The organism is Phenylobacterium sp., from assembly GCF_036264965.1.
GTDB lineage: Bacteria > Pseudomonadota > Alphaproteobacteria > Caulobacterales > Caulobacteraceae > Phenylobacterium.
In genome coordinates this window covers 1-18,239 of sequence record NZ_DATAPY010000170.1, presented here as the reverse complement: position 1 = coordinate 18,239, position 18,239 = coordinate 1, and the positions used below count along the sequence as shown (strand labels likewise).

13 protein-coding genes and 1 tRNA gene are annotated in these 18,239 nt (G+C 68.6%); 12 read left to right on the top strand and 2 right to left on the bottom strand.

Annotated features, from left to right (window positions below):
- The first annotated feature begins 66 nt into the window (after nt 1–66).
- Both VHS75_RS22485 and VHS75_RS22480 read left to right on the top strand, forming a co-directional pair.
- Nucleotides 67–906, top strand: a complete 840-nt coding sequence (locus tag VHS75_RS22485) for a LytTR family DNA-binding domain-containing protein (protein WP_329640867.1) — start codon at nt 67–69, stop codon at nt 904–906.
- Nucleotides 907–970: 64 nt separating this feature from the next.
- Nucleotides 971–1,047 (top strand) — tRNA-His (locus tag VHS75_RS22480).
- Between the two features lie 23 nt (nt 1,048–1,070).
- Here the strand turns inward: VHS75_RS22480 and VHS75_RS22475 are convergent.
- Complete coding sequence (locus tag VHS75_RS22475; RefSeq protein ID WP_329640866.1) at nt 1,071–2,348, bottom strand: DUF418 domain-containing protein; 1,278 nt, start codon at nt 2,346–2,348, stop codon at nt 1,071–1,073.
- 236 nt (nt 2,349–2,584) lie between these two features.
- Between VHS75_RS22475 and VHS75_RS22470 the strand changes: the two genes are divergently transcribed.
- The 10 genes from VHS75_RS22470 (at nt 2,585) to VHS75_RS22425 (ending at nt 17,174) form a co-directional block, all read left to right on the top strand.
- Nucleotides 2,585–3,271, top strand: coding sequence for a hypothetical protein (locus tag VHS75_RS22470; RefSeq protein WP_329640865.1), 687 nt, complete (start codon nt 2,585–2,587; stop codon nt 3,269–3,271).
- Between the two features lie 31 nt (nt 3,272–3,302).
- The gene (locus VHS75_RS22465) at nt 3,303–4,745 is read left to right on the top strand and encodes an MBOAT family protein (RefSeq protein ID WP_329640864.1); all 1,443 of its coding nucleotides are present in this window, start codon (nt 3,303–3,305) and stop codon (nt 4,743–4,745) included.
- A gap of 2 nt (nt 4,746–4,747) precedes the next feature.
- Nucleotides 4,748–6,361, top strand: a complete 1,614-nt coding sequence (locus tag VHS75_RS22460; protein WP_329640863.1) for an alginate O-acetyltransferase AlgX-related protein — start codon at nt 4,748–4,750, stop codon at nt 6,359–6,361.
- A gap of 178 nt (nt 6,362–6,539) precedes the next feature.
- The gene (gene gltB, locus VHS75_RS22455) at nt 6,540–11,180 is read left to right on the top strand and encodes a glutamate synthase large subunit (RefSeq protein WP_329640862.1); all 4,641 of its coding nucleotides are present in this window, start codon (nt 6,540–6,542) and stop codon (nt 11,178–11,180) included.
- A gap of 26 nt (nt 11,181–11,206) precedes the next feature.
- On the top strand, nt 11,207–12,658 hold the full coding sequence (locus VHS75_RS22450) for a glutamate synthase subunit beta (RefSeq protein ID WP_329640861.1): 1,452 nt from the start codon (nt 11,207–11,209) through the stop codon (nt 12,656–12,658).
- Between the two features lie 54 nt (nt 12,659–12,712).
- Entirely contained in the window at nt 12,713–13,567 is an 855-nt protein-coding gene (locus VHS75_RS22445; RefSeq protein ID WP_329640860.1) for an SMP-30/gluconolactonase/LRE family protein, read from the top strand.
- A 9-nt stretch (nt 13,568–13,576) separates the two neighbouring features.
- Nucleotides 13,577–15,301, top strand: a complete 1,725-nt coding sequence (locus VHS75_RS22440; protein WP_329640859.1) for an IlvD/Edd family dehydratase — start codon at nt 13,577–13,579, stop codon at nt 15,299–15,301.
- Nucleotides 15,302–15,354: 53 nt separating this feature from the next.
- Entirely contained in the window at nt 15,355–16,407 is a 1,053-nt protein-coding gene (gene galE / locus VHS75_RS22435; protein ID WP_329640858.1) for a UDP-glucose 4-epimerase GalE, read from the top strand.
- Between the two features lie 11 nt (nt 16,408–16,418).
- Nucleotides 16,419–16,769 (top strand): hypothetical protein, encoded by a 351-nt coding sequence (locus VHS75_RS22430; RefSeq protein ID WP_329640857.1) that lies wholly within the window; start codon nt 16,419–16,421, stop codon nt 16,767–16,769.
- Between the two features lie 24 nt (nt 16,770–16,793).
- Entirely contained in the window at nt 16,794–17,174 is a 381-nt protein-coding gene (locus tag VHS75_RS22425; protein WP_329640856.1) for a helix-turn-helix transcriptional regulator, read from the top strand.
- On the opposite strand, the gene VHS75_RS22420 is transcribed toward VHS75_RS22425, so the two are convergent.
- Nucleotides 17,171–18,239, bottom strand: a 1,069-nt coding sequence (locus VHS75_RS22420) for an AMP-binding enzyme (protein ID WP_329640855.1), incomplete at its 5' end; no start/stop codon positions are given. The genes VHS75_RS22425 and VHS75_RS22420 overlap by 4 nt on opposite strands.

Here is an 18,239-nt window from a genome sequence, read left to right as displayed (position 1 = left end):
TTTGCCTGGAAGCCCCTTCACAGGCGCCGGCCGGCGACCCATGCTGCGCCTCCGCGGGGATCCAGGGTGACAGCAAGCCAGGCCGAAGATCGCTATCCCACGCCGCCCGGACGGCTGCCGCCCGATCCGGCGGGCGATCGGCTGTTCATCGCCATTTCCGCCGCTGTGCTGGCGGTGGTGGTGATCTTCAATGCGCTGAACGTGCGCGACGAGCATCTCCGCGCCGGCGATCACCTGGCGATCTGGGAACCGTTCGTCTGGGAAGGCTCCAGCGGCCTCTACCTGATCGCCGTCTATCCGGCGGTGATGATGTTGGCCCGGCGGTTCTGGTTGGGATCGCCGCCTCGGCTTGCGAAGCTCTCGATCCATGTGCTGGCCGCCGCGGTGTTCGCGCTGGCCCACATGCTGCTGATCGGCGTGATGCGCGCCGGCGTCTACGCGCTTGCGGGCGGCCACTACGATCCCTGGGCCCCGCTGGGCGACTGGGCCTACGAAGGCCGCAAGGACCTGCTGATCTACGCCGGCTACGTGACCATCTATTCCGGCTGGCGCGCGCTGGCCGCCAAGCGTCCCGCCGCCTCGTCGGCGCCCGACGTGCTGGAGGTCCGCGACGGGGCGCGGCGGCACTTCGTCCCGCTGAGCGACGTGGTCTGGGTCGAGGCGGCCGGCAACTATGTGGAGCTGCACCGCGGCGGCGCGGGTCTGCTGCACCGCGCCTCGCTATCGGCCATGGAGCAGCGACTGCGGACCGCCGGCTTCGTGCGCATCCACCGCTCGCGCCTGGTGCGCCGCGAGGCGGTGGCGGCGGTGGAGTCCAAGCCCACGGGCGACTTTGTGGTGCGTCTGCGGGATGGACGCGAACTGGCCGGCAGCCGGCGCTATCGCCGGCCCCTGCTGGCCGATTGACGCGCCTTCGACGGCGCCGCTTGATCGCGAGCCGCCACGCGACTAGAAACCCCCCTCGCGATGGGCCGGCTTAGCTCAGTTGGTTAGAGCGCTAGATTGTGGATCTAGAGGTCCTCGGTTCGAGCCCGAGAGCTGGTACCATCGCCGACGTCCCCGCATGACGCTCAGGTCGCCGCCGCTGCTGGCTGCGAACGCATGCGGACGAAGGGCTGGGGACTCCAGCGCACCAGCGAGCGCCAGGCCCACTCGAACGGCCCGTAGTGGAACCGCGCCAGCCAGGGCCTGCTCCACACCAGGATGAACACCCAGACACCCGCGACCACCGCGAGTTCCTGGAACCGCGACAGGCGCCCGTAGAGGCCCAGGCCGAACCCATCGAACACCAGCGTCGTGATGATCGAGGTCATCAGGTAGTTCGAGAACGCCATGCGCCCGGCGGCGGCCAGCCTGTTGATCAGCCCCTGGGCGGCGCCGGAGCGGACCAGCAGCAGGATGACACTGGCGTGGGCCAGGCCGATCAGCGGGCGGGTGACCTGCTGCCAGTCCTCCAGGCGATTCAAGGCGAGCGGCTCGAAGTCTGCCTTCCAGATCTTCCAGGCGAGCCAGGCGGTGGCCGGCGCCGCCAGCAGATAGCCCACGGCGATCATCGCCAGATAGGCGCGGCTGGACCATCGGAGCGTGAAGAACCCGCTGCGGAACAGCGCCATGCCCACGAACATCTGGCCGATGGCTTCCGGGATCTCGTTGGTCGGCATCAGGTAGAGCTGGATGAGCCGTGCGGCCATGGCGCGGGCGTGGAAGGCGTCGAGGAACCCGCCGCGGTAGCCGGCGATCTCCTGACGGCCGAGATCGGCGGACGGCGCCACCAATTGCGAGGCCTCCTGCCAGGCCTTGATGGCGTCCGGCGTCGCCCCCGGCGCCAGGGCGGCGGCTTGCAGCGCCGTGAGCTCGTGGGCTTCGAAGAGGTTCAGGCCGAGCAGGGCGGCCAGGATCGCGACCCCGGCGCCCAGCTGCCAGCGCACGCTGAGCTTGCGGAACGGGAAGATCACCAGCCCGGCCAGGGCGTAGGTGACCAGGATGTCGCCCCACCATAGGAAATAGGCGTGGATCATGCCGATCACGAACAGCCAGAACATCCGCCGGTAGTGGGTCGCCATGGGTCCGGGACGTCCGCCCTCGGCGCGCTCGGCGATCAGCACCGCGCTCGCCCCGAACAGCATGGTGAAGAGCGCCCGCATCTTGCCGTCGGTCAGCACATTGTTGACCGCCCAGGTCCACAGGTCAGCGCCCGCGGAGCCACCGGCGTAGGTCGGGTCGACATAGGCGAAGGCCGGCAGGCCCATGCCGACGATATTCATCAACAGGATGCCCAGGACCGCGAAGCCACGCACGGCGTCGATCGAGATATGGCGGTCCGCTTCCGCCGTGGCTGGCCCTGACATTTGCGCTTCCCCGACTATGTTTTTTCCGAGCATGGGCCGACCGGGTGGCGTGTCAACGTTGCGCGGCGACGGGGGAAATCGCCTGGATCCTTCAAGAGTTTGGAGCGCGTCGGACGGGTGAACCGGCTTCCACGTCACCCTGACGCGCTCCGCGCGGCTGGTCCGCGCCGCCCGCCATGCTAAACCTGGGCGCGAATCCCACGGCCGCCACGGCTGCGGCGCATGGAGACGGCCCGGTGAAGCGTTCGCCCTGGATCGGACTGGCCGCACTCGCGGTTCTGCTGGCCGCCTGCCATCGGCCGGCGGTCAAGGATCAAACCGCCGCCGCGCCCGTCGCGGTCGGCCCCGAACGCGCTGGGCCCGTCCATTGGAACGCGACGACCGGCGGCTTCGAGCTGGCCGGCAAGCCTTTGAAGACCGCCAAGCTCTGGACCTTCGACGGCTCGACGGAAGGTTTCACGGCGGTCGGCAGCCGGATATCGCCGGCGGCCGGGCAGGGGATCAGCCTGGCCATCGCCGACCCGACCATTCGTTCGCCCAAAGGGCTGAACGTCCCCGGCGGGCAGTATTCCCTGGTCCTGGTGCGCCTGACGCGCACCGCCGCGGCGTCGGCCTGGGACGGCGCGCTCTACTATTCGACGCCGACCCACGGCGAGGCGATCAGCTTCCTGGGCAAGCCGCTCTCCGGCGCCGATCCCAAGGTAGGGGAGACCACGACCCTGGTCTACGACATGAGCCACCAGGCGCTGGGCGGCCCGGACTGGGTGCAGTCGACCATCAACCAGATCCGCTTCGACGTGGAGGACAAGCCCGGCGGGGCCTTCGTGATCCGTCAGATCGCCATCGCCGAGAATCCGGACCCGACAGCGCTGGCGCCCGCCGCCGCGCCGCCTGCGCCACCCGCGCCGGCGCCGAAGCCCTGACGCCCCCGCGCTCGGTCGAGGTCGCCGCCGCGTGGTCTTCAGTTCGGTTATCTTCATCTTCTATTTCCTGCCGGTCTTCCTGCTCGGCTACTACGTCTCGGGCTGGCGGGCCGGCGCGCTTCTGGTCGGCAGCGCCGCCTTCTACGTCTGGGGTGAGGGCGCCTATGTCTTCCTGCTGCTCGGCCTGATCGGCCTGAACTATGTGGGCTCGCTAAGGCTCGACGCGGCGACTGACCGGCGGCGACGGCTGACGATCCTGGCGGTCCTGGTCATCGCCGATTTCGCGGTCCTCGGCTTTTTCAAATATTCCGAGTTCCTGGCGGAGAACCTGAACCACATCCTGCCCGGATCGCCGCTGCCCGAGGTCCATCAGCGGCTGCCGCTGGGCATCTCCTTCTTCACCTTCCAGCTGGTCAGCTACGCCGTCGACGTGCACCGCGGCTCGGTGAAGGTGGAGCGCGATCCGATGCGCTTTGCCGCCTATATCCTGATGTTCCCGCACCTGATCGCCGGGCCCATCGTCCGCTATGCGGACATCCGCGACGAGATGCATGCAGACCGGCGCAAGACCGCCCACGTCGGCCTGGGCGTGCAGTATTTCATCGTCGGCCTCTGCCAGAAGGCCTTGATCGCCAACACCGTGGCGCCGCTGGCCGACCACGCCTTTTCGGCCGACCTCCTGGGGCTGAACGCCACCACGGCCTGGCTGGGCGTCTGGGCCTACACCCTGCAGATCTATTTCGACTTCTGCGGCTATTCGAACATGGCCATCGGCCTGGCCTTCCTGCTCGGCTTCACCTTCCCAAAGAACTTCGACTACCCCTACATCGCCCAGTCGATCACCGACTTCTGGCGGCGCTGGCACATGAGCCTGTCGTCCTGGTTCCGCGACTACGTCTACATCCCGCTGGGCGGCAACCGGAACGGGCTCGCGCAGACCGTCCGGAACCTGCTGATCGTCTTCTTCCTGACCGGCCTCTGGCACGGGGCGGCGTGGCGGTTCATCGTCTGGGGCCTCTATCACGGGGCCTTTCTGATGCTGGAGCGGTTCGGGCTCGGCCGGGTGCTCGACCGTGCGCCGCGTGTGCTGCGTCACCTCTACGCCGTGCTGGTGGTGATGGTCGGCTGGGTGTTCTTCCGGGCCGATGACCTGCCCAAGGCGCTGACCTACCTGGCGCAGATGGTCCAGCCGGGGCGCTTCTTCGCGCCCGATGCGGCGCTGTCGGTCATCCTGAACGCCCAGACCCTCACCGCCCTGGTCGCCGGCACGCTGTTCGCCGCGCCTCTGCTGCCGGCGCTGATGCAGCGTTTGAACACGCCCCGCGCCGAGCCGCCGCGGCCGGACCTGCCGGGGCGGCTGGAGACCCGCAGCGTCCACGCCCTGCCGATCCCGCTGCTGGCCGCAGGTTTCGTGCTGTCGGTCGCGATCCTGGTGGGCTCGACGCTCAACCCCTTCCTCTATTTCAGGTTCTGACCGTGGTCCTCGCCTCGCGCCTCCACTGGAGACTGCTGGTCGCGACCATCGTCGTGGTGATGGTCGCGGCCTGGATCGCGCCCCGGTTCATGAAGCCGCCGGGCATCAATGAGAACCGCGTGCTGGCCGCCGCGCCGGCGTGGCCCAAGGACTGGCGGGACCTGGACAGCTTCCGCAAGGCGGCCGACGCCTATGTGGCCGACCATTTCCCCGCCAGGCCCTATCTGATCGCCGCGCTGAACCGGTTGCGGATGATGGCCGGGGTCAGCGGCTCGAACCGCGTGATCGTCGGGCGCGACGGCTGGCTGTTCTTCGACAACGACACCCACCTGGGCGCGGTGCGTAACGATCCGCCGATGCTCGGGCCCGAAATCCGGTCCTGGCTGCTGACCTACGCTGGCCGCACCGAATATATGCAGGCCCGCCACACCCCCTACCTCACCGTCGTCGGGCCGGCCAAGGAGGCGGTCTACCCGCAGTACGGTCCGTACTGGTACGCCGGACCCAGCCCCAACCGCGCCACCGTGCTCCTGCCGAAGCTGGCGCACCAAGCGGGCCTGGCCGAGATCCTCTACCTCTATCCCGCCGTCGCCGAGGCCACTCGCCACGGCCCGATGACCTACAGCCGCCACGACACCCACTGGAACGCCTACGGCGCCTACGCCGGCTACGCCGCCGTCATCGGCCGCCTGCACGAGATGGGGTTGACCGACGCGCCGCACCCGATGTCGGACTTCGAGATCACCAAGGGCGATAGCGGCGACCGCCCGCGCGATCTCGCCCTGATGCTGGGCGTCGCCAAGAGCGTCGACCTCCGCTTCCCGCACATCGAGAATCCGGCCGGCGAGGCTAAGATCCAAAAGACCTTCCTCGGCCCGCGGAAAGACTGGACCGCGCCGCAGATCGTCGACACCGGCGAGGTGGGCAAGCCGGTCCTGCTGATGACCCGCGACTCCTTCTCCAACGAGATCCTGCCGCTGCTCTATCCGCACTTCAGCCGGATCATCCTGTCCCACAACGACGACGGCTTCTGGCGGCCGGACCTGATCGAGCGCTTCAAGCCGGACATCGTGGTCGCCGAGATCGTCGAGCACGGCCTGCGGGTCTCGATGGGCGACGGGCCGGCGCCGTCCGCCGAGGCCACGGCGCGGATCGATCGCATGCTCGGCAGCGCCCCGCGTCCGAAACTGGCCCCTTCCGCCCCGGTCGTCCCGACGATGACGCCGCCGGACGCACGGACGACGGCCATCCTGGCGGGCGCGACGCTGACCGGAAACTGCAACGTCGAGATCGTCAAGCTGACGCCGGGGATCGCTGGCGAGGCGACGTTCATGGCGTCGGGCTGGCTCTCTGAACTCGGCCGCGCGGTCACCGCGCCGCGGGGTATCCTGGCGCTGAAGGGGCCAGGCGGCGTGTTCGTGGGCGAACTCGATATGAACAAGGCGCGGCCCGATGTCGCGGCCTATTTCAAGAACCCGACCGGCGCGGAGAGCGGCTTCGTCGAGACCTTCTACATCTCCAAGTTGCCGCCGGGGGTCTACACGCCCTGGACCTACCGCCGCGCCGGCGGCGGCTGGATCGGCTGCGAGGGCAAACCGACGGTTGCCGCGCCCTGAGCGCCGGGCGGCGTCCGCGGGCGGGTATTAGAAAAATCTTCCCCGACCGCAGCTTTCCGACCATCGACAAGGGGTGATCTTGCCGGGTAAATGCCCGCGAACACGACCAGCCTCTCAAGAACGTGAGGTTCGGCCGCGTTTCGGCATGCGTATTTGGCGTGGGTTTTAAGAGGACGAGATGGGGTTTCCCCCGAAGCAAGGACTGTACGATCCGACGAACGAGCATGACTCGTGCGGCGTGGGCTTTGTGGCCAATATCAAGGGCCGCAAATCGCACGAAGTGATCCAGTGCGGCCTGCAGATCCTCGTGAACCTCGACCACCGCGGCGCGGTCGGCGCTGACCCGCTGGTCGGCGACGGCGCAGGCTGCCTGATCCAGATTCCGCACGGCCTCCTGGCCGCCTGGGCCAAGGACGAGGGCGTCGATCTGCCGCCAGCCGGCGAATACGCCGTGGCCATGTGCTTCCTGCCGCGCGACGAGCTGGCGCGCGAAATGGGCATGGCCCAGCTGGAACACTTCCTGACGGTGGAGAAGCAGCCGCTGATCGGCTGGCGCGACGTGCCGGTGGACACCACCGGCCTGGGCCAGGCGGTGCTGGAGCAGATGCCGGTGATCCGCCAAGCGATCATCGGGCGCGGCCCCAACATCCGCGACCAGGACGCCCATGAGCGCAAGCTCCTGGCCGTCCGCAAGCAGACCCAGAACCCGCTCAGGGAACTGGCCGCCAAGAAGAACCTGCCGGGCCTGACCGAGCTCTACATCCCGTCGATGTCGACGCGCACGGTGGTCTACAAGGGCCTGTTGCTCGCGGGCCAGGTGGGCACTTTCTACAAGGACCTGATCGATCCGCGGGCGGAGTCGGCGCTTGCGCTCGTCCACCAGCGGTTCTCGACCAACACCTTCCCGTCGTGGCGCCTGGCGCACCCCTACCGGTTCATCGCCCACAATGGCGAGATCAACACGGTGCGCGGCAATGTGAACTGGATGAACGCGCGCCGGCGCACGCTGGAGAGCGATCTCCTTGGGCCGGACCTCAACAAGATGTGGCCGCTGATCCCGCACGGACAGTCGGACACCGCCTGCCTGGACAATGCGCTGGAGCTGCTGGTCGCCGGCGGCTATCCGCTGGCCCAGGCCGTGATGATGCTGATGCCTGAAGCCTGGGCCGGCAACCCGCTGATGGATGCCCAGCGCAGGGCCTTCTACGAGTACCACGCCGCCCTGATGGAGCCCTGGGACGGGCCGGCCGCCGTGGCCTTCACAGACGGCCGCCAGATCGGCGCGACGCTGGACCGCAACGGCCTTCGCCCCGCGCGCTTCATCATTACCGACCAGGACCATGTGATCATGGCCTCAGAGGTCGGCGTGCTCGACATCCCCGAGGAGCGCATCACTCGCAAGTGGCGTCTGCAGCCCGGCAAGATGCTGCTCATCGACATGGAAGAAGGCCGCATCATCGAGGACGAGGAGATCAAGCGCTCCCTGTCCGAAGCCGCGCCCTACGAGGAGTGGCTGGCCGAGACCCAGTTCAAGCTGGAAGAGCTCAGCGTGGCCGCGGAACCGGAGACGCCGCTTTCCAACGATCCGGCGACCCTGCTCGATCGCCAGCAGGCCTTTGGCTACACCCAGGAGGACCTGCAGTTCTTCCTGGAGCCGATGGCCAAGACGGGCGACGACCCGCTGGGCTCGATGGGCTTCGATACGCCGATCGCCGTGCTCTCGCGCCGGCCGAAGCTGCTCTACGAGTATTTCAAGCAGAACTTCGCCCAGGTCACCAACCCGCCCATCGACCCGATCCGCGAGGAGCTGGTGATGAGCCTGGTCTCGATGATCGGGCCACGTCCGAACCTGCTCGGCCGCCAGGCCGGCACCCACAAGCGCCTGGAGGTGGCCCAGCCGATCCTCACGGACGAGGACCTGGCCAAGATTCGGGCGATCAACGAGCTGCTGGACGGCGCCTTCCGCACCGCCACGCTCGACACCACCTGGCTCGCCACCGAAGGCGCCAACGGCCTGGAAGGCGCCATCGAGCGCCTGTGCCGCGAAGCGACCGACGCCGTGCTGGCCGACATGAACATCCTGATCCTGTCGGATCGGGCGACCGGACCGGATCGGATCCCGATTCCGGCGGCGTTGGCGACCGCGGCGGTGCACCACCACCTGATCCGCCAGGGCCTGCGCATGCAGACCGGTTTGGTCATCGAGACCGGCGAGGCGCGCGAAGTGCACCACTTCTGCGTCCTCGCCGGCTACGGCGCCGAGGCGGTGAACCCCTACCTGGCGTTCCAGACCCTGGAGGCGCTGCGTACCGAAAACGGCCTCAGCCAGACCGCCTATGAGGTCCGCAAGAACTACATCAAGGCCATCGGCAAGGGCGTGCTGAAGGTGATGTCCAAGATGGGCATCTCCACCTACCAGTCCTATTGCGGCGCCCAGATCTTCGACGCGGTGGGCCTATCCACCACGCTGATCGAGAAGTACTTCACCGGCACCGCCTCGACGATCGAGGGCGCCGGCCTGGCGGAGGTCGCCGGCGAGGCCGTGCGCCGTCACCGCGACGCCTATGGCGACAACCCGATCTACCAGACCATGCTGGACGTCGGCGGCCAGTACGCCTGGCGTCTGCGCGGCGAGACCCACGCCTGGACGCCGGAGACCATCGGCAACCTGCAACACGCCGTGCGCGGCAACCTGCCGGACGCCTACAAGAGCTTCGCCCAGGGCATCAACGAGCAGTCCGAGCGCCTGCTGACGCTGCGCGGCCTGATGCGGCTGAAGCCCGGCGAGGGCGGTCCGATCCCGATCAAGGACGTCGAACCGGCGGCCGAGATCGTCAAGCGCTTCTCCACCGGCGCCATGAGCTTCGGCTCGATCAGCCGCGAGGCGCACACCACGCTGGCCATCGCCATGAACCGCATCGGCGGTCGCTCGAACACCGGCGAGGGCGGCGAGGAGAGCGATCGTTATAAGCCGCTGCCGAACGGCGATTCCATGCGCTCGGCCATCAAGCAGGTGGCCTCGGGCCGCTTCGGGGTGACGGCCGAATACCTGGTCAACGCCGACGACATCCAGATCAAGATGGCCCAGGGCGCCAAGCCCGGCGAGGGCGGCCAGCTGCCCGGCCACAAGGTCGACAAGAACATCGCCCGCGTCCGCCATTCGACCCCGGGCGTCGGCCTGATCAGCCCGCCGCCGCACCACGACATCTATTCGATCGAGGATCTGGCGCAGCTCATCCATGACCTGAAGAACGTCAACCAACAGGCCAGGATTTCAGTGAAACTGGTCTCCGAGGTCGGCGTCGGCACGGTCGCGGCGGGGGTCGCCAAGGCGCGCGCCGACCACGTCACCATCTCCGGTTTTGAGGGCGGCACCGGCGCCTCGCCGCTGACATCCCTGACCCACGCGGGTTCGCCCTGGGAGATCGGCCTGGCCGAGACCCAGCAGACCCTGCTGCTCAACGGCCTGCGCACGCGCATCGCCGTCCAGGTCGACGGCGGTCTGCGCACCGGCCGCGACGTGGCCATCGGGGCGCTCCTCGGCGCCGACGAGTTCGGCTTCGCCACTGCGCCGCTGATCGCGGCCGGCTGCATCATGATGCGCAAGTGCCACCTCAACACCTGCCCGGTGGGCGTGGCGACCCAGGACCCGGTGCTGCGCGCGCGCTTCACCGGCCAGCCTGAACACGTGATCAACTACTTCTTCTTCGTGGCCGAAGAGCTGCGCGCGATCATGGCCGAGATGGGCTTTGCGACGGTCAACGAGATGATCGGCCGCGTCGACCGCATCGACCTGGCGCCGGCCGTCGAGCACTGGAAGGCGGCGGGGATCGACCTGTCGCGCATCCTCTACGCCGCGCCGGCCGAGGCCGCGAAGGGCCTCTGGAACCAGGACCGCCAGGACCACGGCCTCGGCAAGGCGCTGGACAATGTCCTGATCGCCGACGCCAAAGACGCGCTGGAGACCGGCAAGCCCATGCGCGGCGAGTTCGCCGTGCGCAACGTCAACCGCACCGTGGGCGCCATGCTCTCCGGCGAAGTGGCCCGGCGCTACGGCCACGCGGGCCTGCCCGACGACACCATCTCGCTGACCTTCCGCGGCAACGCCGGCCAGAGCTTCGGCGCCTTCGCCGCGCGCGGGGTCTCTCTGGAGCTGATCGGCGACGCCAACGACTATGTCGCCAAGGGCCTGTCGGGCGGCCGCGTCGTCGTGCGCCAGCCGCCGGAAGCGCGGCGCGAGCCCACCCGCAACATCATCGTCGGCAATACGGTCCTCTACGGCGCCATCGCCGGCGAGGCCTATTTCGAGGGCGTGGCCGGCGAGCGTTTCGCCGTGCGCAACTCCGGCGCCGTGACGGTGGTCGAGGGCCTGGGCGACCATGGCTGCGAATATATGACCGGCGGCGTGGTCGTCGTGCTGGGCGACACCGGCCGCAACTTCGCCGCCGGGATGAGCGGCGGCGTCGCCTATGTCTATGACCCCGCCCGTCGTTTCGACGTGCTCTGCAACAAGGCCATGGTGGAGCTTGAGCCGGTGACCGCCACGATCGGCGGCGATGACCAGGGCCGCCCGAGCCAGCGGCCGATCTCGGTCGAGAACAACGGCATGGGCGACATGCTGGCCTTCGACGCGGAACGCCTGAAGATCCTGATCGAGCGCCATCATCTGCACACCAAGAGCGCGCGCGCCGCCGAGATCCTGGCCAACTGGGACCAGGCGCTGCCGTCCTTCGTCAAGGTGATGCCCACCGACTACCGCAAGGCCCTGCAGGACCTGGCGGCCGAACGCTCGACGGCGCCCGCCGTCGCTGCGGAATAATCGTTTAAAGTCCGGAGATTACCCCGATGGGCAAGCCCACCGGCTTCCTCGAGATCGAGCGCCATGACCGCACCTATGACAAGGTGTCGGAGCGCCTGAAAACCTGGAAGGAATTCGTCCAGCCGCTGCCGCCGTCCGAGGTGACGCAGCAAGCCGCGCGTTGCATGGATTGCGGGATTCCGTTCTGCCATCAGGGCTGCCCGGTCAACAACCAGATCCCCGACTTCAACAATCTGGTCTACCGCGACCAGTGGAAGGCGGCGCTGGAGAACCTGCAGTCGACCAACAACTTCCCGGAGTTCACCGGCCGCGTCTGTCCCGCGCCCTGCGAGGCGTCTTGCACGCTCAACCTCCCGGACACCCCAGTGACCATCAAGACGATCGAGTGCCAGATCGTCGACCGCGGATGGGAAGAGGGGTGGATCGTCCCACAGATGTCGCCGCGCGGCACCGGCCGGCGGGTGGCGGTGGTGGGCTCGGGCCCCGCGGGCCTGGCCTGCGCCCAGCAACTGGCCCGCGCCGGCCACGCGCCCACGGTCTTCGAGAAGTCCGACAGGATCGGCGGCCTGCTCCGCTACGGCATCCCCGACTTCAAGATGGAAAAGCACCTCATCGACCGGCGCGTGCGCCAGATGGAGGCCGAGGGCGTGATCTTCCGCGCCGGCTTCGAAGTGGGCGTGACGGTGTCGGTGCAGCGCCTGTTGGACGACTACGACGTACTGGTGATGGCCGGCGGTGCGGAGGCCGGGCGTGACCTGGAAGTCCCGGGCCGCGAACTCGACGGCATCCATTTCGCCATGGAATTCCTGACCCAGCAGAACAAGCGCAACGCCGGCGACACCGAGATCATCGCCGCGCCCGGAGGGACCATCACCGCGGCCGGCAAGCATGTGGTGGTGATCGGCGGCGGCGACACTGGAAGCGACTGCATCGGCACCTCCAACCGCCATGGCGCGGCCTCGGTGACCCAGCTGGAAATCATGCCGCAGCCGCCGGTCAGCGAGAACAAGCTGATGACCTGGCCCGACTGGCCGCTAAAGCTGCGCACCTCGTCCTCCCAGGAAGAGGGCTGCGAGCGCGACTTCGCCGTCGCCACCAAGCGCGCCATCGGCCAGGACGGCAAGATCACGGCCCTGGAGTGCGTGCGCCTGGAGTGGGTCGCGGGCGACGATGGCCGGATGCGCATGCAGGAAGTGGCGGGCTCGGAGTTCACGCTCCAGGCCGACCTCGTCCTGCTGGCCATGGGCTTCACCGGTCCGCGGGGCGCGGGCCTGGTGGAGGACGCCGGCGTCGAGCTCGATCCGCGCGGCGCCGTGGCGGCCAATGTCGCCAACTACCAGACCAGCGTGCGCAACATCTTCGCCTGCGGCGACATGCGGCGGGGCCAGTCCCTGGTGGTCTGGGCGATCCGCGAGGGCCGCCAGTGCGCCCGCGCCGTCGACGAAGCCCTGATGGGCGTCTCCAAGCTGCCGCGCTAGACCCTCGTCCGATAGGCTGGCAGAAGCCGTAGCTCTTCTGAGCGGAGGCGTCGGATGGACGTGCGTTGCGTGGTGAAGTCCGACGACCGGCTGGGCGAAGGCCCGGTCTGGTCGGCGCTCGAGGGCCGGCTCTACTGGTTCGATATCAAGGGCAAGCGGCTCGCCTGGTACGAGCCGAAGACCGACGAACGCGGCGCCTTCGACCTGCCGTTCCGCGCCAGCGCCGCGGCGCCCCGCCGCCGGGGCGGCCTGCTCATGGCCACCGACAAGGGCCTGGTGATTTGCGACCCCGACAAGGCCACCCTGGAGATCGTGCGCGCCTACGAGTTCCCGCCGGGCTTCCGCACCAACGACGGCAAGATCGACCTGGAAGGGAACTTCTGGTGGTCGACCATGGATGACAATCACGGCGAGCAGACCGGCGCGGTCTATCGCACGCGGCCGGACTTCGAGACCGAGCGGATGCTGACCGGCATCCACATCCCCAACACCCTCTCGGTCAGCCCGGACGGCAAGACCCTGTATCTGGCCGACTCCAAGCTGCAGACCATCTTCGCCCACGAGACAGCGAACCTTTCGAACCTGCGAAACTTCGCCCACACCGCCGGTGCGCCGGCCAGTCCCGACGGCTCGGCGGTGGACGCCCAGGGCTATCTCTGGAACGCGCAATGGGGCGGCTGGCGGATCGTGCGCTATGCGCCGGACGGCCAGATAGACACCATCCTTCCCGTGCCGGTGCAGCAGCCGACGAGCTGCGCCTTCGGCGGCGAGGGCATGACCACGCTCTTCATCACCAGCGCCTGGGACGAGCTGCCCATGGGCGCGCGCGCCTCGCAGCCGCTGGCCGGCGGCCTGTTCGCCGTCGAAACCGGCGTGAAAGGACTGGCGCTGCCGCTGTTTGAAGGCTGAGGTGCGGTCATGGCGAAGAAACCCCTGCGCAGCAGCAAGAGCTACGGAAAGCACGACAAGGACGGCTTCATCCACCGAAGCTGGATCAAGGCCACCGGCCTGCCGGACCACGTCTTCGACGGCCGCCCGGTCATCGGCATCGCCAACACCTGGTCGGAGCTGGTCACCTGTCAGGTCGGCTTGCGCGATCTCGCCGACTACGTGAAGCGCGGGGTCTGGGAGGCGGGCGGCGTGCCCATCGAGTTCCCGGCCATGTCGCTGCCCGAGACCCAGATGCGGCCGACGGCCATGCTGTTCCGCAACCTCCTGGCCATGGAGGTCGAGGAATCGATCCGCGCCAACCCGATCGACGGGGTGGTGCTGATGGGCGGCTGCGACAAGACCACGCCGGGCCTCCTGATGGGCGCGGCCAGCGTCGACCTGCCGGCGATCTTCGTCTCGTCAGGCCCCATGCTGAACGGCAAGTTCCAGGGCCGCGACATCGGCTCCGGCACCGACGTCTGGCGCTTCTCCGAGGCGGTGCGCGCGGGCGAAATGAACCTCGACGACTTCATGGCCGCCGAGTCCGGGATGAGCCGCTCGGCCGGGGTCTGCAACACCATGGGCACGGCCTCGACCATGTCGAGCCTGACCGAGGCCCTGGGGATCTCGCTGCCCGGCAACGCCGCCCTGCCGGCGGTCGACAGCCGCCGCAAGGTGCTGGCCCACATGAGCGGCAATCGCATCGTCCAGCTGGTGAAGGACGACGTGAAGCCGTCGGACATCATCACCCGCCAGGCCTTCGAGAACGCCATCCTGATGCACGCGGCGATCGGCGGCTCGACCAATGCGGTGGTGCACCTCCTGGCCCTGGCCGGCCGCCTGGGCGTGCCGCTGAGCCTGCAGGATTTCGACGAGATCGCCCGCGAGGCGCCGCTGTTGGTCAACCTCATGCCGTCGGGCCGCTACCTGATGGAGGACTTCTGCTACGCCGGCGGCGCGCCCGCCGTGGCCCGTGAGCTGGGCGGCCTCTATCGCCGCGACGCGCTGACCGTTTCAGGCAAGACGCAAGGCGAGATCGCCGAAGCCGCTAAGGTCTGGAACCGCGACGTGATCGGTTCGGTCGACGAGCCTATCGGGCCCTCGTCGGGCGTCTGGGTGCTGAAAGGCAACCTCTGCCCTGACGGCGCCATCCTGAAGCCCAGTGCGGCCAGCCCCGCGCTGCTGGCTCATCGGGGCCGGGCGGTCGTCTTCGAGAGCATTGAGGACTACCACGCGCGCATCGACGACCCCGACCTGGAGGTCGACGAAACCTCGATCCTGGTGCTGAAAGGCTGCGGACCCAAGGGCTACCCCGGGATGCCGGAGGTTGGGAACATGGGCCTGCCGCCGAAGCTGCTGGCCAAGGGCGTCACCGACATGGTGCGCATCTCCGACGCGAGGATGAGTGGCACGGCCTACGGGACGGTGATCCTGCATGTGGCGCCGGAGGCGGAGGCCGGTGGCCCGCTGGCGCTGGTCCAGACCGGCGACGAGATCGCCTTCGACGGCCCGAACCGCACCCTGGATCTCTTGGTGGACGAGGCCGAACTCACCCGCCGCCGCGCGGCCTGGGAAGCGGCTCGCCAGCCGTCGCCCTACATCCGCGGCTGGTATCGGCTCTACATCGACACCGTCCAGCAGGCCGACAAGGGCGTGGATTTGGACTTCCTGGTCGGCAAGTCCAGCGCCGACGTCACGCGCGAGTCTCACTGACGACCTCAAGCGTCTTAACTGGAATTTCGGAGGCGGAGCGGGACTATGGCGTCATGAACGCAGCATCACAGCCCGCCGTGCTGGTCACCGGCGGCGCCGGCTACATCGGCGCCCACACCGCCAAGGCCCTGCATGAGGCAGGCTTCCTGCCGGTGATCTTCGACGATCTGAGTTCGGGCTCGCGCGAGGCGGTTCGCTGGGGGCCGCTGATCGAGGGCGACCTGCGTGACCGCGCGGCGCTCAGCGCCGCCATGGCCGCCCACGAGATCACCGCCGTGATCCACTTCGCGGGCCTGATCGAGGTGGGCCGCTCGACCCTCAGGCCGGACCTTTTCTGGGAGGTCAATGTCGCGGGCACCATCAACCTCCTGACCGTCATGCGCGAGCAGGGCGTGGGCCGGCTGGTGTTCTCGTCCAGCGCCGCGGTCTACGGGCAGGGCGGCCGCGGGCCCCTGGAGACCATCGTCGAGACCGCCGCCAAGGCGCCGGCGAGCCCCTATGGCGACACCAAGCTCGCCGCCGAGTGGATGATCGCCGCTCAGTGCCGCGCCTATGGCCTGACAGCGGTGGCGCTGCGCTACTTCAACGCCGCCGGCGCCGACCCCTCCGGCCTGATCGGCGAGGCGCATGAGCCCGAGACCCACCTGATCCCGCTGGCCATCGCCGCGGCGCTCGGCGACGGCAAGCCGCTGACCGTCTTTGGCCAGGACTTCGACACGCCCGACGGAACCTGCCTTCGGGACTATATTCATGTCACCGACCTCGCGGCGGCTCATGTCGCTGCGTTGAAGGCCGATCTGCCAGCCGGCGCCTATGAAGCGGTCAACGTCGGCAGCGGCGAGGGCCGCTCGGTGTCGCAGGTCGTCGAGGCCGTCAGCCGCGCCGTCGGGGTTCCCGTGCCGCACAGCATAGGTCCGCGCCGGGAAGGCGACCCGCCGAGCCTGGTGGCCGATCCTCGCCGAGGGCGCGAGCTCCTGGGCTGGACCGCGCGCCATTCCTCGCTCAACGAGATCGTCGCCGACGCCCTGCGCTGGGAACGCAATCCCGCCTACGGCGCCGGTCGGCGCGATCCCGCCAACCGCCGAAAGTCGCTGACGCCAACCTAAGCCAGCGCTAGGTGATCGACGATAAGTTGTGGCGCTTGGTCTCTCCGACGTCAGACGACTTTTACGGCGCGGCGCCTTGCTTTCGCCGCCGCAATGCTCAAGGTTCGCCCCGGGCGGTGGGGGACACGATGGGGCAGGCGACGGCTGAGCGAGCCAGGGAACTCGCTCAAAATCTGATGGAAATCCTGGCCTCTTATGAGGAAGAATTGATGGCGCTGGAACGTGAAAATCCGGGAATGGGACAGCTTCGACGCGCCGTGGGAATCACCATCGCCGAAGCCTGCTATGTGATCACCGACCAGGGCGTAGCCCAACCGGAATGGGCGCCGCCTGCGGATGATCCAGCCCGGCGCACGCGCTAGTTCAGCCAGCTTTCCGGAGACATCATGGCCCGCAAGCCCGACGCCCTCGCCGACCCCATCGATATCGCCGTCGGCGCGAGGATTCGGCTGCTGCGCAAGGTGCGGGGTCTGTCGCAACAGGCTCTGGCCGAGGCGGCCGGCGTCACCTTCCAGCAGATCCAGAAGTATGAGCGCGGCGCCAACCGGGTGAGCGCCTCGATGCTGTCGCGCATCGCCGCGACCCTGCAGGCCCCCGTGTCGGAGATGTTCGGCGACGTCAGCCCTGCGAGCGGGGCCATCGACGAGGTGGCCGCCTTGCTGGCCGAGCCTGGCGCGCTGGAGCTGTTGCGCGCCTACTCGATCCTGCCGCGCGGCGCGCCCCGCGCCGCCCTGGTCGAGTTCGTCCGCAGTCTGAAGTCGGTCTAGGCGCTCACGCCCAAGGTCGCCACGGCGCGGTCCTTAATGGCCTTGTAGTCGACCTTGCCGTTGGGGGCCCGGCCGATGGTGTCCACCAGCACCAGGTCGCGCGGCGCCTTGTAGCCGGCCAGCGTGCGGCGCACGTGCTCCGACAGCTCCGCCAGCGTTGGCTGGGCGTCGCCGTCGGTCTCGACCACCGCGCAGATCCGCTCGCCGAAGCGGGCGTCCGGCAGGCCCACGACCACCGCGTCGCGGACGTTGACGTGGGTCTTCAGGGCCTCCTCGACCTCCTCGGGGAAGACCTTCTCGCCGCCGGTGTTGATGCAGACCGAGCCACGGCCCAGCAGCTTCAGCGACCCGTCGGCGTTCACCTCCGCCCAGTCGCCCGGCACGCTCCAGCGCACCCCTTCGATGATCCTGAAGGTCTTGGCGGTCTTCTCCTCGTCCTTGTAGTAGCCGCGGGGCAGCAGGCCGCTCACCGCCACCATGCCGCGCTCGCCGGAGCCCGGCGCGACGCGGCGGCCGTCCTCGGTGAAGATCACGCAGTTGGGGCCAGGCGTGAACGCCGCGGTCTTCGCCTCCGCGCCGGGCGCCGAGGCCGAGACGCCCAGGCCCACCGCCTCGGACGAGCCGAAGCTGTCGAGGATCATGGCGTTCCTGGCGTGGCTCAGCAGGCCCTGCTTGTTCTCCTGGCTCCACATGGAGCCGGAGGAACTCATGGCCTTCACGCTCGACAGGTCCCAGCGGCCCGGATGGGCCTCCAGCGCCTCCAGCATGGGCGTGGAGAAGGCCAGGCCGACGATGACGACGTTGCTGGCCTGCAGCCGATCGGTTTCGTCCCACAGCTCCAGGGCGTTGAACCGGCGCGACGGCAGGAAGACGGCCGTGCCGCCAGCGTTGAAGCAGATCAGGTTGGAGAACTGGCCGGTGCCGTGCATCAGCGGGCAGGCGATCAGCGTCATCGGCCGAAGGTGTTCCGGCGACTGGATCCGCGTGGTTAGGTCCTCGATCGAGGTCGCCGGCGGGGTGCCGAGCAGGATATTGCCGCCGGCTCCGATGACGTTGAACAGGTCG

What these genes read in the sequence shown, in the direction of transcription:
- VHS75_RS22440 (WP_329640859.1), top strand. Translation starts at nt 13,577, where the DNA reads ATGGCGAAGAAACCCCTGCGCAGCAGCAAGAGCTACGGAAAGCACGAC.
- galE (WP_329640858.1), top strand. Translation starts at nt 15,355, where the DNA reads ATGAACGCAGCATCACAGCCCGCCGTGCTGGTCACCGGCGGCGCCGGC.
- VHS75_RS22445 (WP_329640860.1), top strand. Translation starts at nt 12,713, where the DNA reads ATGGACGTGCGTTGCGTGGTGAAGTCCGACGACCGGCTGGGCGAAGGC.
- VHS75_RS22425 (WP_329640856.1), top strand. Translation starts at nt 16,794, where the DNA reads ATGGCCCGCAAGCCCGACGCCCTCGCCGACCCCATCGATATCGCCGTC.
- VHS75_RS22475 (WP_329640866.1), bottom strand. Translation starts at nt 2,348, where the DNA reads ATGTCAGGGCCAGCCACGGCGGAAGCGGACCGCCATATCTCGATCGAC.
- VHS75_RS22450 (WP_329640861.1), top strand. Translation starts at nt 11,207, where the DNA reads ATGGGCAAGCCCACCGGCTTCCTCGAGATCGAGCGCCATGACCGCACC.
- gltB (WP_329640862.1), top strand. Translation starts at nt 6,540, where the DNA reads ATGGGGTTTCCCCCGAAGCAAGGACTGTACGATCCGACGAACGAGCAT.